This window comes from Streptomyces nojiriensis (assembly GCF_017639205.1).
In the GTDB taxonomy this organism is placed as follows: Bacteria; Actinomycetota; Actinomycetes; order Streptomycetales; family Streptomycetaceae; genus Streptomyces; species Streptomyces nojiriensis.
The window spans coordinates 531,073-543,773 of record NZ_CP071139.1 but is presented as its reverse complement, the minus strand read 5'-3'; the positions used below and the strand labels follow the sequence as shown (position 1 = coordinate 543,773).

Genomic DNA, 12,701 nt, shown 5'->3' with positions numbered 1-12,701 from the left:
TGGAGCACGCACTACGGCGAGCCGGCCAGCAGCCGGCGCTGGTGGATCCGCGCCGGTTCGTCGTAGTACTTGTCCGACCAGTGCCCGGCGACGAGCGGCACCGGGGCTTCGACTCCCGTCTCGGGGCCGGGCGTCGGCTGGTGCCCGGCCAGGCGGAGCGAGTCCCGGAAGCGGTGGTGGTTGAACAGGCGGGAGAACTCGGTGAAGTAGATCTCCGCGAGGCCGTGGTCGCCCCGGATCACCAGCATGTTCTCGTCGTTCTTGTTCGCGGAGGGATTGCTGAAGTTGGCCGAGCCGGTGACCACGATCGGATCGTCGCCGAGCGGGTCGATCAGCAGGTACTTCGTGTGCAGGTACTCGATGTTGTGGGAGAACGGATTGATGTGCTCGGCCGCCCACCCCGCGAGGCCGCCCTCCTCGACGAGGCCGCAGGCCACCAGCTCGGTCTCGGGATCGGTGACCTGGCTCCGGTGCGCGTCGGCGATGCCGGCGTTCTCGAACAGCAGCCAGCGCAGCGCAGGGTGGTCGCCGGGGAGCCGGCCCGCGAATCGGCGATCGAGGTTGAACGGGAACGTGATGCACAGCAGGTCCTGGGCCGATCCGAAGAGATCGGCGTAGCGGTCCTGCGCCGTGGTGTGCGTGTGCGGGCTGAACACGACCGATATGCCGGCGGGCCAGGGGTCGGGCATCGGATTCTCGGCGTCCACCCAGTCGTTGAGGGTGCCGGGCGTCGGGTCCGTGACGAGCTGGGACCAGTAGTCGCGGTACTGCCGGGCGACCGACGCATCGGTGACGGTGTGCCCGACGTTGGACTGTCCGAAGATCCCGTTCTCGGTGATGTTGGTCGATCCGGTCCAGACGGCCCGCGGCGCACCCTCGTGACTCGCGATCACGAACTTGTTGTGCGGGATCGTGGCCCGCGTCCGCCAGGTGACGACGAGGTCGTCGATGCCGGCGGCGGTCACCGCTTTGCGGTTGTCAGGGTGGTCGAACACGACGAGCCGGACGTCCGCGCCCGTCGCCGCGGCCACGCGGAAGGCTTCGAGCACGGGCAGGTACTCGAATTCGTACAGCGCCGCGTGGAGCTGCCACCCGTCGCCGTCGGCGGTGCCGATGAAGGCGAGCAGCGCCTCCTCCAGGCCGCGCGACAGCCAGCGCCAGGCCGCGCGGTGGGGGATGTCGTCGGGATGGAGGTTCTGGAAGCGTTCGGCGTAGGCCTGTGAGGCGTACACGCCACGGTTGAACCAGACACCGTGCACGCCCGGCTCCTCGGTCCGCACCTGCAGTTCGACGGTCGACGCCGGCGTGAGTTCCTCCCCCGGGGTTCCGGTCATGGAGTGCACGCGATAGGTGTAGGTCTGCCCCGGTTTGACACGGTAGTCACCCCAGGTGAAGGTCTGGAACGGGTTCCAATTGGACCCCCATCGGCGTCTTGCCTCAGGAAACCGGAGCCGGTTGTCGAGCCAACGGTGTTGGCCCTCCGCGTGATCGAACCGCTCGACCGCGAAACCGAGGACGCCGTTCATCGCGGCTCGATCGTGGTCGAAACCCAGGACCACCACATGCGTTCCGGCGATGGCCTGTACGCGCAACGGCCCGGAACTGCTCTGCACCCTCATGCCCACGCCTCCCGGTCCAGCCGCCGGCGGTCTCGCCGTCGGGTTCAGATCGCGGTGATGGGCTCGCTGTCGTGTGCGGCGCCCAGGACGTCAGGACCAGCTTCACCCCGTGCCGGGTCGAGCGCACCCCGGCGCGGGGGCGGTCCCCCGTCGCCCCGCCACCGTCCCGGGCGTCGGTTCTCCATCGAGTCGGTCCCCGGATCCGTCCGCCGCTGCGACGGGGGTTAGGGTTCACCGATGAACTCGCAGTCCCTGTACTTCCATCCCGACTACCTCGACGCCGTGCGGGCCGGCCGGAAGACGACCACCGTCCGCTTCCGTGACCCGGTGGAGGTGGGCCCCGTCAGCCTGGTGTTCGAGCTGGACGAGGAGGTGGCCCTGCCGGGTGTCGTCACGCATGTCACCGAGAAGACGGTCGACCGGCTCAGTGAGGCGGACGCCCTGGCGGACGGCTTCCGTGACCTGGCCGAGCTCCACGACCGACTCCGGTACCACTACCCCGGCATCGGACCGGCCGACACCATCACCGTCGTGCACTTCCGGCCGGAGCACCGGGCCGGGGGCCTCGGGTGACGCGCCGGGGGACGCGCGGCCCCGGCGCGTCCCCCGGACGCCGCCGGGCTACCGGTCCTGGGAGAGCCTGACCAGCTCGGCGAAGGAGCCGTCCAGTCGCACCAGTTCCTCGTAACCGCCCTGCTCCGTGATCCGTCCCGCGTCGAGGACGATGATCCGGTCGGCGAGGCGGCAGTTCTCCATCCGGTGGGTGACGATCACCGTGATCCGGTCGTCCTTCATGTCCCGCAGCCCGGAGAACACCATGTGCTCACCGCGCGGGTCCATGGCCGACGTCGGCTCGTCCATGACCAGCAGCCCCGGCCTCCGATGGAACGCCCGTCCGCACGCCAGGCGCTGCCACTGGCCGCCGGAAGGCTCGTGCCCGCCCCAGATCGAGCGGGCCAGCAGGGTGTCCAGGCCGTCCGGGAACCCCTGGACGGCCTCCCGCATGCCGACCGCGTCCAGGGCGTCCCAGACGGCCTCCTCCCCGCGCGGGCCGGGCTGGCCGAGCGTGATGTTCTCCCTGGCGGAGAAGGGCCAGTACCCGTACGACTGGGTGACGAGGCCGACGTGCCGCCAGGCGCTGCGCTGGTCGGCGTCGGAGGTCGGGACCCCGTCCCAGGAGACGACCCCGGACGTCGGGGCGGTCAGTGAGGTCAGCAGCCGGATCAGGGTGGACTTGCCCGCACCGTTCTCCCCGACGACGGCGATGACCTCGCCCCGGGACAGGGTCAGGGAGACCGGTCCGAGCGAGGGGGTGTCCTTGCCGGGGTAGGTGTACGTGGCCTCCTCCAGGCGGATCTTCTCCGGCGCGGCCTCCATGACCTGGGGGCCCCGCGGACCGGACTTCTCGGCGGCCTCGGCCACGAAGGCGGTGTAGTCGCCGAGGTAGAGGGCGTGCTGGAACATGGCCGCCCCGTACACGACGAGCTGCGAGAGGGCGGCGGTGGAGGTCCGCATGGCGACGATCGCCGTGCCGGCGGCGGCGATCGCCATGTACCCGCCGACGACCAGCCCGGCGAGGGCCCCGTACGTCGCCACGACGAAGACCCCCGAGGCGGTGGCGGCGATCAGGTGGACGGTGAGGTAGCGGGGCGCGGAGCCGACCATCCTGGAGTCGATGCGCTCGCAGACGGCCGCGTACCAGTGGTGGGCGTACGGCCGCATGCTGTTGCCGCGCAGCTCGTCGGCGAGCTTCGGGGTGGTCAGATGCCAGCGCATCATGTGCTTGATGTTGCGGGAGGCGATCGTCTGGTTGTGGAGGCGGTAGTCGAGGCGGGCGGCATGGACCGAGCCGAGGCCGCGGGGGACCACCGACAGCAGGAGCAGCGGCAGCAGCACGGGGTGGACCACGGCGAGGACGGACGCCACGGCGGCCATGTCGATCAGGCCGCCGGTGAAGCCGAGGGCGTCCTGCAGCAACATGGCGGAGCGGGCGGATCCGGTCTCGGCGGCTTCGGAGCGCTCGGTGAAGTCGGGAGCGTCGTACGCGGCGAGTTCGACGTCCATGTGCGCGTCGACCATGGCGAGATCGGCGAGGGTGGCCATGCCGGGATTCAGACGGCGGGCCGCGCTGCCCGAGGTGAGGGAGGCCAGCGTGCCGAGCGCCGTCATGGCGGCCGCGACGACCAGCGGCCAGGCCGCCGCCGAGATCCGTTCCTCGATGCCGTCGCCGGTCAGGAGCGGGACCATCGCCCGCGAGATCGCCGTGAGCGCTGCCGCCGTGCAGATCCCGCCGAGGATCTGGGCGGCGACCAGTACGTGGAACGCCGTGCGGTTGACGGCGAGCGCGAGCCGCGCGGTCTGCCGCAGGGCGGACGGAACCCGGCGGGCCATCTGCCCGAGCGACAGCGCCTCCATGGTCTCGTTGTGCTGGCCCCAGGTGTACTTGAACTCCGGTGGGGCGGGTGGGGTGGGTGGAGCCGGTGGTGCGGCGGTCTTGCGGTCCTCGGTCTGCTGCTCTGACATGCTGCCTCTCCTTCAACCGGATCGTCTTGGAGGCCGGTTCGGCGCTCGCAGCGCATGCCGGAGAAGCCCGTCTCCGCGCTGTGCGGAGGGGCGGCTGCGTGGTCGCGGGAACTGGAGGCAGTGAGTACAGCGCAGGCCGAAGGCCGGAGCAGCGGGATCTGGCCGACCTCGCGGCGACGGCTCCCCGGCCGTGGCCGCTGATCGTGTTCGGGCGCCGCCGGGCTCCCGGGCCCGGACGCACGGGAGGTTGGCCGGAACCCGCCGGTACGGAGGTCGGCTCACCGGAAATCGCTTGCGGGCCCTACGGCTGGGGCACGGCGTGGTCGAGGGCGCCCAGGGCGTTGATGGCGGTGGGCCACGGGAAGTGGAGCGGGGCGTCGGGGTCGGCGGGGTCGGAGCTGTATCCCGTTTCGCCGTGGAGGAGTTCGACTCCGGCGTTGCGCAGGGTGTTCAGGGAGACCTCGAACTGGGGGTGGGCAGCGAGAGCGGTGTTGGTGCAGGGCATCGCGATGACGGGCGTGCGCTTGCCCGTCGCTTCGGCGGCGAGGCCGACGACGAGGTTGTGGGTCAGGCCGAGGGCCCACGCGTTGATGGTGTTGAAGGTGGCGGGTGCGAAGAGGAGGGCGTCGGCCTCGGGCCATACGTCGGGCTGGCCGGGGAGCTTGTACTGCCAGCGGACGGGATGGCCGGTGAGAACGGCGAGGCCGTCGAGGCTTTCGGAGAGCCAGTGCGCTGCGGTGGGGGTGAGACCGAGGCACACGTCCCAGCCGCGGGCCTGGGCGTCCTCGATGACCCGGGCGACGTCGAAGACGGGCGGGGCGGCGGAGCAGAGCAAGTGGAGAGTCTTCGTGGTCATGCCGCAATATGATCACATGGTTTGAGCTGGATCACGCTCCCCGGAACAGGGCCGGTTCCGCCGGCACCGGAGTCGCTGCGGTACCAGGTGCCCGCCCGGACGCCGAACTCCTCACCACGTGCGCGGCCCGCCCGGATGGGGGAAGCTGGGTTTAGGCCGTCTCTTCCGGATCTTGCCGGGCCCGCGACGCCCGGCACCGCACCTGGCCGCGTTGTCGCGGCGCCCGAGTACGTCCAGTACACGGCGCGCCCCTCCGCCTTGCCATGCACGGCACCGGACGCCGCGGGCTCGGCCGACAAGATCCGAAAGAGACGACCTAGCCGCACCGCCGACAGCGGGACAGAAGGGCGAGGAGGGCCTCGTGGATACCTCAGAAGACGGCCGGCTCATGCGTGCACCCCGATCCCGGTCCTGGTTCCGGTCCAGGGTGCGGACCGCCACCGTGCTGTGTGCGGCGGCGGCTCTTGCCGCGACCGCCGCCCCGGCCTCCGCGCAGAGCCCCCGGGCCGTATCGGCTCCGGCGGAACCCCTCGTGGTCGTCGACTGCTTCTCGCAGTCCCAGGTACGCCCCGAGGAGTACCTGCTGGCCTGCGGGGACGGCAACAACCGCCTCGTCGGACTGACCTGGGACACCTGGGGGCCGAAGACCGCGACGGCCACGGGCACCGACATGGTGAACGACTGCGTCCCCTACTGCGCCGCGGGCCGCTTCCGGTCCTACCCGGTGACGGTGACCCTGAGCGCTCCGGAACCCTGGCCGGGCCACCCGGACGTCGATCGCTTCACCACGATCCGGCTCCTCTACACGGACACCGCACCGGCCCCGGTCCCGAAGGACGTCACGTACAAGCTCGTGTACTGACCGGATCGCCGGGCGACGTCGAGAGCGGCTCCGGGTCCGTCGCCAGACGGGCGTGGAGCCCGACGTCGTAGCGGATGCCGTCGTAGGCGAGCTTTTGGCGTTGCAGTCCTTCCACCGCGAAGCCCGCGGCGTGAGCGACCCGGCACGATCCGGGGTTGTTCACCCGGTGCCCCAGCTCCAGCCGGAACAGTCCGGCCTCGTGGAACGCCCAGCCAGCGAGGGCCCGGCAGCCCTGAGAGGCCACGCCCCGCCCCCGGGCCGCAGCCGTCGTCCAGTAGGAGACCCAGCCGACGGAGTGCCGCCGGTTCACCGCGCCGACCGAAACCTGTCCGAGTACGGTGTCGGCGCCGTCGACGACGGAGAAGGCGAAGGCGGAGCCCGCCTCCCACTCGGCGGTACGCTCCGCGATCCACCGCTCCGCGTCGTCCGGTGAACCGATGGGCCGGCCGGTCTGCTCGCGCATGAGGGGATCTGCGAACGCGGCCGCCACCGACGCCGCGTCGCGCACGGCCCATCTCCGCAGCACCAAACCCGGGGAAACTTCGACACGTTCGCGCACGCCGCGAGTCTTCCTCCCCGCCCGCCACCCTGTCATCCGGTTTCCCTTGGACGTACGCGTATGCAGGTGAGCTCTTCGGCTATGTCGCGTCTCGCGTCGTTGGAATTGACTGGGGTCATGACGAAGACGACGAAGAACGAGAACGCGAACGACAACGCTGCACGGACCACCGGCGCGGGCGGTATCACCCTGGTGATCGGGGGCACCGGCAAGACCGGCCGGCAGGTCGCCGAGCGGCTCACGGCCCAGGGCCGCCCCGTCAGGGTCGGATCCCGCCGTGGCGAGCCGGCCTTCGACTGGAACGATTCCGCGACCTGGCTTCCGGCGCTCGAAGACGTGGACCGGGTTTACGTGACGTACTACCCCGATCTCGCCTTCCCGGGGGCTGCCGTTCAGGTGACGGCTTTCGCGGAGGCGGCGGTGGCGGCCGGGGCCCGGCGCCTGGTGCTGCTGTCGGGGCGCGGTGAGGAGGCGGCACGGCGCAGCGAGGAAGGGCTGAAGGCCTCGGGCGCGGACTGGACGATCGTCCGGTCGAGTTGGTTCAACCAGAACTTCGACCAGAGCTTCTTCCTCGACTCCGTGCGGACGGGCGAGATCGTCCTGCCGACGGCGGACGCGGTCGAGGCGTTCGTCGACACCGGGGACATCGCCGACGTGGTGGTGGCCGCGCTGACCGACGACCGGCACATCGGCAGGACGTACGAGCTGTCGGGGCCGCGCCTGCTGAGTTTCGAGGACGTGGCCGCCGAGCTCTCGAAGGTGACCGGCCGTGAGATCACCTATGCTCCGATCCCGATGGAGGACTATCGTGCGGAGCTGCGTGAGAACGGGCTGCCGGAGGAGTTCGCCGAGCTGTTCACCCTGATCCTGGACGGGCGCAACGCGCACCTCGTGAACGGGGTCGAGGAGGTGCTGGGGCGGCCGCCCCGGGATTTCTCGGACTTCGCCCGGGAGGCGGCGGCCACCGGCGTCTGGGACGTCCGGGCCGTCTGATGCGGACCGGCCACGCCCGCGCCCGGGTCGGTGCCCGGGTGTTGTTCCGTCGTGGGGAGGATGTGCGTATGGACATGCTGACCGGTCTCCTCGCGGGCCCGCAGGCCCGGGGCGCGTTCCTGCTGAAGTCGGTGCTCGACCCCCCGTGGTCGGTGCGGATCGAGGACCGTGCCCCGCTGTCGGTGGTGACCATGGTGCAGGGCTCTGCCTGGCTGCTGCCCGACGAACAGGGCGCCGAGCCGGTACGGATCGGCCCCGGGGACGTGGCCGTCGTACGGGGGCCGGTGCCCTACACGGTCGCGGACCAGCCGGACACCCCCGTCCAGATCACGGTCGGGCCGGACCAGCGGTGCAGTACGCAGCAGGGCGAGGACGTCTCGGATTCGATGGCGCTCGGTGTGCGGACCTGGGGCGTCGCCCGCCCGGGCGCAGGGGCGGCCGTGATGCTGAGCGGTACCTACCAGGCGCCGGGCGAGGTCGGTGGCCGGCTGCTGGGCGCGCTGCCCACGATCCTGGTGAGGCCGGCCGGGGCCGCCGACTCCACCCTGATCACGCTCCTCGCCTCGGAGATCTCCAGCGACGAGCCGGGCCAGGAGGTGGTCCTGGACCGGCTGTTGGACCTGCTGTTGATCGGGGTGTTGCGGGCATGGCTCGCCGCACCCGGGTCCGGCGCCCCGGGCTGGTTCCGGGCGCAGGGCGATCCGGTGGTCGGGCCGGCGCTGCGGCTGCTGCACGAGAGCCCGGCGCACGGATGGACCGTGGAGGAGCTGGCCCTGAAGGTCGGCGTCTCCCGGGCGTCGCTCGCGCGCCGCTTCACGGAGGTCGTCGGCGAGCCGCCGGTCGGCTATCTGACGGGCTGGCGCCTGACGCTGGCGGCCGATCTCCTGCGGGAACCGGACGCCACGGTGGAGAAGGTGGCCCGCAAGGTCGGCTACAGCAGTGCCTTCGCCCTGTCCGCCGCCTTCAAGCGGGTCCGCGGGGTCAGCCCACGGGAGTTCCGCTCAGGGACGACGGCGCCGGGTGCGGCGATGGCGCAGGGCCCGCGGGGCACGGTCGTGCTCGGCCGGGCCGTCTCCTGAGGCAGGCATCCGGGGAGCCGGATCGCGGAACAGCCGTCAGGTCCCGTCCGGGGCGGGGGAGAGCCTGGCGACGCGTTGGTCACCGCTCAGTTCGCCGGTGGGGCGGAAGCCGAGGCCGAGGTAGAAGGGCTCGGGGCTGTTCGCGCCGGTGTTCCAGCTGACGTACACGTCGTGGATGCCGCGGGCCCGGATCTCTTCGGCGGCCGCCCGGACGGCGAAGCGGCCGTAGCCCTTGCCCTGGTGGCGGGCGTCGATGTTGAGCCGCCAGATGCCGCTGCGCCGGTCGTCGGGGTCGGCGGCCGGATCCCAGACGATGTCGTGGAAGGCCATGACGAAGCCGACGACCTCGTCGCCGTCGACGATGGCGCGGGGCCAGGCCGTCGCGGTGTGCACGTACGCCTCGGCGAGCGACTTCACCACGGGGGAGACCAGATGGGCCTGATCGGGGCGGACCTGTATCGCGCAGACCGCGTCGAAGTTGTCACCGGTGACGGGCTCCAGGCGCAGCGGGCCCGGTGCGGGGGTGTTCAGGGCTTGCATGACCCCAGCGTATCCCCGGATCCGACACTCCCCGGGAGTGCGCGGCAATGGCTAAAGATTCACCCAAGGGGTCGGCGAAACCCGGCGGAATATCGAACAGGTGATGTCACGATCGGGCGTTCGTGTCCAGAACGCGTCGCACCGCACTGCATCGCACCGTGCTGTATTGACTGTTGGAAGAGGACGAGAGTCGAATGACCACCAACCCGACGCCACACGTTCCGAACCGGCCGCCGGCCCCGTCGGCGACACCGGACCGGCTGGGGGGCACCCGGCTCGCCGCCACCCTGATCACGCTGGCCACCGTTCTGGTGGGCCTGATGGCCGGGCTGTTCTTCGCTTTCGACGTTTCGGTGATGCCGGGGCTGGCGGCCGGTGACGAGGCGACGTACGTGACCGCGATGCGAGCCTTCAACAAGGCCATCGACGGCAATCCGCTCTTCGGCTCGGTGTTCCTGCTGGCCCTGCTGGCGGCCGCCGCCTCGGCGGTCGTGGAGTACCGCGGCGGCCGCCGCGCCACCGCCCTGTGGGTGGGGGTGGCCGCGGTCGCGTACCTCGCCGTCCTCGTGATCACCTTCGGCGTGAACATCCCGCTCAACAACGAGCTCGCCGACGGGGGCGCGGTCGAGCAGATGACGGACTTCTCGATCGTCGAGCGGTTCAAGACCACCTGGGTCACCACGAACATCGTCCGCACCCTGCTCTGCACCGCGGCCCTCACCGCTCTCGCCCGCGCGACGCTGCTCCACGGCCGCGCCGCGCGCTGATCGCACCGAGCGCGTCCGCCGGGGAATCCCTTCGCCGGGAAGGGATTCGAGGGATTCCCCGGTCAGCCGGCGCGGGAGGCGATGATCCGTGCGCACTCCAGGGATTCGGTGCGCGTGGTGTCCACCTCGAGGTCGTAGGTCACTCCCCGGTGCACGGTGTCCGCCTGCGCCGCGGCCATTCCCCTGACCCGGTCCCCGCGCGCGATCTCCCGGCCCGCGGCCACCGCTTCGTCGCACCGCACACCGACCCACAGGACCGGCATAGCGCCCAGCGCCTCCCGCCACCGCTGCTGGGACGCCGCCCCGCCGAGGAACACGTCGTCGACGACGATCCGCGCACCCGCACGGGCCATCGCCGCGATCCCCTTCGTCCAGGCCGCCTCCAGCGTCCGGAAGGCCGCCCCGACGCTCACCGTGCCGTCCGCCGCGATCTCGATCCCCTCCTGCGCCGTCTGCATCGCGGCAGGCAGCGCGTCGACGAACGCATCGCACCCGAACGACAGCCACGGGTCCGGCAGCACCGCCTGCAGGCACCGTACGATCCCGGACTTCCCCGAGCTGGAACCACCGTTGAGAATGATCACCTGAGTCATCGCGCCACGGTAGGCCGCTTCCCGTCCGGCACGCATCAGGTTTCGGCGGACACCGTTCCGCCCCCGGAAAACCGGGTGCGGCCGCCCGTACGGCCTTGGGATCATGGTGGAATGGTCCACCGACTCGACCCTCTGGTACTCCGGCACACGCACCGCATCCCCCGCCCCACGGGACCCGTCGGGGAAGGCGCCGTCGCGGCACAGCAGTTCGACGCCGCTCTGATGTCCGTGGGCTTCAAGCTCTCGGCGCAGCTGCTCGAACACCTGTCGGGGCTGTCCGAGCGGGCGGTCGTCGACACCGCCGTACGGACGCTGGGCACCGTGCGCGAGATGGTCGGCGACCACGTCCGGCACAACGTGTACTTCGTCGACTTCCCGGCCAACGTGCCGGACACCTTCGACTTCTGGATGCGGTGCATAGCCGAGGCGCTCGCCGACGACGACGCGCGCATCGGCACGCTGGAGCAGCTGAGCACCGGCGTCGTGAACCTGCTCACGCTCCCCTCGTACGGGAACTACCGGCACTCCTACGCGGAGATGCTGACCCACCACGACGAGCTGATCGCCGTTGCGGGCGACCGTATGACGGTCCTGCACCTCGGTGGCACCCCCGACGACGAACTCACCTCCCTCTACCTGGCCCTGGCGGGCAGCACCACACCTCTGGGCGAGGACGGCCTGCGGGACCTGCGGGAGCTCGCCGGCCACTGCGCGGACGGACCGCAGCCCGAGGAGATCCCCGTACGGGAGAACCGGGCCGTGGTCAACGAGGCCCGGCTGAAGACCGGTGCGAGCCTGCTGCTGGACACGGTCACCGACGTGCTCCGGCTCGCCTGCGCCCTCGCCAGCGGTGACGTCGGCCTGCAGGAGCCGACGCGGCTGCGCGGGCTCTCCCGTCCGGTGCGCCGGGCCCTGCTCGCGGGCCTCGACGCGGTCGTCGGCGCGGCGCCCGCCAAGCTCGCCGACGTACACGCGCACCGCGAGACGTGGAAACGGCTCGGCGAGCGGCTGCACCCGCACGAGTACCCGCAGTGGCCGCACGCGGCGGACGTGTTCGCCGTCGCCCGCGGCGAGAAGGCGGTGCGCACCTTCGACAGCCGGGTGGAGGAACTGCACGCCCGGCTCGACCCCACCGGCGCCGCCGAGCTGCTGAAGGCCGCGCCCGGCAAGCTGCTGCGCTCCCTGGACCGGCTGCTGCGCTCCGCCCACACCCAGGACGAGCGCGACGCCGTCGCGGCCGCCGCCGAGCACGCCCTCCCCGACGCCTCCGGCCGGGTCCTGCTGTCGGTGCGCGAGCACCTGCACAACCGCGCCCAGGAGACCGGAGAACAGCGGGTGTTCGTCAACCGCTCCGGCCGGGCCTGGGTCACCGAGGACACCCGTCCGCCGGTGTTCGCGCCCGAGCGCAAGCGGATGATCGCCGCGATCGACGCGGAACTGCGCCGCCGGGTGCCCGTCGCGGACCACCTGCTGATCGACCCGGACGTCCTGGACGTGGCGCTGCCGCTCAGCGGCAAGGCGACGGCGTCCGGTCTCGGCGTGCTGCCGCGCGGCTCGGTGTCCCCGGTCGACGGCGAACTGCTGCGCTTCTTCGTGTACTGGAAGCAGACCGCGCGCACCACCGACTACGACCTGTCGGCGGCCCTGCTCGACAGCGACTACTCGACCGTCTCGGGGCTGTCGTACACCAACCTCACCGAGATCGGGGGCAAGCATTCCGGCGACATCACGAACGCGCCCCACGGGGCCTCGGAGTTCATCGACCTGCGCCTGGACGCGGTGCGCGCCACCTGCATCGTCCCGCAGGTCCACATCTACTCCGGGGAAGGCTTCGAAGAGGTCGAGGAGTCGTTCTTCGGGTTCATGCTGCGCGAGACCGAGCAGAAGGGACGACCCTTCGAGCCGCGTACGGTGCGCATGAAGTCGGACCTGCGCGGTCCGGGCCGGGTCGCGCTGCCGCTGGTGTTCCTGCGCGGGTCCGACGGCCGGTGGCGCGCCAAGTGGCTGCACCTGTACCTGACGGGATCCCTGTCGTACAACCGGGTCGAGGACCACCGGGTGACGGTCGCGACGCTGATGCGCGCCGTCGCCGAGCGCGAGCAGCTCACCGTCCGCTACCTCATCGAGCTGATGACCGGCAGCGCGACGACCGTCACCGTGTGGGACGGGAAGACCGTTCCGGCGGGTCCCGTCACCTACATCGGCCTGGAGCGGCCCGAGAAGCTGCACCCGGGGTCGCGGATCGTCACCCCCGAAAACCTGTGTGACCTGATCCCCGCCTGACTGTTAACGTAGCCGTGGCGAGGCCAT

At 71.3% G+C, this 12,701-nt stretch carries 12 protein-coding genes; 6 read left to right on the top strand and 6 right to left on the bottom strand.

Annotation, left to right across the window (positions count from 1 at the left end; all coding sequences use genetic code 11):
- Positions 1–11 precede the first annotated feature (11 nt).
- Positions 12–1,334, bottom strand: coding sequence for a phospholipase D-like domain-containing protein (locus JYK04_RS02635; protein ID WP_189743506.1), 1,323 nt, complete (start codon positions 1,332–1,334; stop codon positions 12–14).
- A 522-nt stretch (positions 1,335–1,856) separates the two neighbouring features.
- On the opposite strand from JYK04_RS02635, the gene JYK04_RS02630 reads away from it, so the two are divergent.
- Positions 1,857–2,192: an ASCH domain-containing protein gene (locus JYK04_RS02630; protein ID WP_189743504.1), complete on the top strand. Its 336-nt coding sequence runs from the start codon at positions 1,857–1,859 to the stop codon at positions 2,190–2,192.
- A gap of 48 nt (positions 2,193–2,240) precedes the next feature.
- On the opposite strand, the gene JYK04_RS02625 is transcribed toward JYK04_RS02630, so the two are convergent.
- Positions 2,241–4,142 (bottom strand): ATP-binding cassette domain-containing protein, encoded by a 1,902-nt coding sequence (locus tag JYK04_RS02625; RefSeq protein WP_189743502.1) that lies wholly within the window; start codon positions 4,140–4,142, stop codon positions 2,241–2,243.
- A 301-nt stretch (positions 4,143–4,443) separates the two neighbouring features.
- Complete coding sequence (locus JYK04_RS02620; RefSeq protein ID WP_189743500.1) at positions 4,444–4,998, bottom strand: flavoprotein; 555 nt, start codon at positions 4,996–4,998, stop codon at positions 4,444–4,446.
- A 361-nt stretch (positions 4,999–5,359) separates the two neighbouring features.
- Between JYK04_RS02620 and JYK04_RS02615 the strand changes: the two genes are divergently transcribed.
- Positions 5,360–5,860: a hypothetical protein gene (locus tag JYK04_RS02615; protein WP_308444760.1), complete on the top strand. Its 501-nt coding sequence runs from the start codon at positions 5,360–5,362 to the stop codon at positions 5,858–5,860.
- Here the strand turns inward: JYK04_RS02615 and JYK04_RS02610 are convergent.
- Positions 5,838–6,455, bottom strand: coding sequence for a GNAT family N-acetyltransferase (locus JYK04_RS02610; RefSeq protein WP_189743496.1), 618 nt, complete (start codon positions 6,453–6,455; stop codon positions 5,838–5,840). The two genes, JYK04_RS02615 and JYK04_RS02610, sit on opposite strands and share 23 nt — an antisense overlap.
- Positions 6,456–6,536: 81 nt before the next feature.
- On the opposite strand from JYK04_RS02610, the gene JYK04_RS02605 reads away from it, so the two are divergent.
- Entirely contained in the window at positions 6,537–7,412 is an 876-nt protein-coding gene (locus JYK04_RS02605; RefSeq protein ID WP_229876442.1) for an NmrA family NAD(P)-binding protein, read from the top strand.
- A gap of 68 nt (positions 7,413–7,480) precedes the next feature.
- Entirely contained in the window at positions 7,481–8,491 is a 1,011-nt protein-coding gene (locus JYK04_RS02600; protein ID WP_189743492.1) for an AraC family transcriptional regulator, read from the top strand.
- A 36-nt stretch (positions 8,492–8,527) separates the two neighbouring features.
- On the opposite strand, the gene JYK04_RS02595 is transcribed toward JYK04_RS02600, so the two are convergent.
- Positions 8,528–9,031, bottom strand: a complete 504-nt coding sequence (locus JYK04_RS02595) for a GNAT family N-acetyltransferase (RefSeq protein WP_189743490.1) — start codon at positions 9,029–9,031, stop codon at positions 8,528–8,530.
- Positions 9,032–9,225: 194 nt separating this feature from the next.
- Between JYK04_RS02595 and JYK04_RS02590 the strand changes: the two genes are divergently transcribed.
- Positions 9,226–9,798: an anthrone oxygenase family protein gene (locus JYK04_RS02590; protein ID WP_189743488.1), complete on the top strand. Its 573-nt coding sequence runs from the start codon at positions 9,226–9,228 to the stop codon at positions 9,796–9,798.
- Positions 9,799–9,860: 62 nt separating this feature from the next.
- Here the strand turns inward: JYK04_RS02590 and cpt are convergent, their stop codons facing one another.
- Positions 9,861–10,391, bottom strand: coding sequence for a chloramphenicol phosphotransferase CPT (gene cpt, locus JYK04_RS02585; RefSeq protein WP_189743486.1), 531 nt, complete (start codon positions 10,389–10,391; stop codon positions 9,861–9,863).
- Between the two features lie 111 nt (positions 10,392–10,502).
- Between cpt and JYK04_RS02580 the strand changes: the two genes are divergently transcribed.
- Positions 10,503–12,674, top strand: a complete 2,172-nt coding sequence (locus tag JYK04_RS02580; protein ID WP_189743484.1) for a TerD family protein — start codon at positions 10,503–10,505, stop codon at positions 12,672–12,674.
- The last annotated feature ends 27 nt before the right edge of the window (positions 12,675–12,701 follow it).

Excerpts from the sequence above, each read along its gene's own strand:
- JYK04_RS02635 (WP_189743506.1), bottom strand. The coding sequence starts at position 1,334 with ATGACCGGAACCCCGGGGGAGGAACTCACGCCGGCGTCGACCGTCGAA.
- JYK04_RS02630 (WP_189743504.1), top strand. The coding sequence starts at position 1,857 with ATGAACTCGCAGTCCCTGTACTTCCATCCCGACTACCTCGACGCCGTG.
- JYK04_RS02625 (WP_189743502.1), bottom strand. The coding sequence starts at position 4,142 with ATGTCAGAGCAGCAGACCGAGGACCGCAAGACCGCCGCACCACCGGCT.
- JYK04_RS02620 (WP_189743500.1), bottom strand. The coding sequence starts at position 4,998 with ATGACCACGAAGACTCTCCACTTGCTCTGCTCCGCCGCCCCGCCCGTC.
- JYK04_RS02610 (WP_189743496.1), bottom strand. The coding sequence starts at position 6,455 with ATGACAGGGTGGCGGGCGGGGAGGAAGACTCGCGGCGTGCGCGAACGT.
- JYK04_RS02605 (WP_229876442.1), top strand. The coding sequence starts at position 6,537 with ATGACGAAGACGACGAAGAACGAGAACGCGAACGACAACGCTGCACGG.
- JYK04_RS02600 (WP_189743492.1), top strand. The coding sequence starts at position 7,481 with ATGGACATGCTGACCGGTCTCCTCGCGGGCCCGCAGGCCCGGGGCGCG.
- JYK04_RS02595 (WP_189743490.1), bottom strand. The coding sequence starts at position 9,031 with ATGCAAGCCCTGAACACCCCCGCACCGGGCCCGCTGCGCCTGGAGCCC.
- JYK04_RS02590 (WP_189743488.1), top strand. The coding sequence starts at position 9,226 with ATGACCACCAACCCGACGCCACACGTTCCGAACCGGCCGCCGGCCCCG.
- cpt (WP_189743486.1), bottom strand. The coding sequence starts at position 10,391 with ATGACTCAGGTGATCATTCTCAACGGTGGTTCCAGCTCGGGGAAGTCC.
- JYK04_RS02580 (WP_189743484.1), top strand. The coding sequence starts at position 10,503 with ATGGTCCACCGACTCGACCCTCTGGTACTCCGGCACACGCACCGCATC.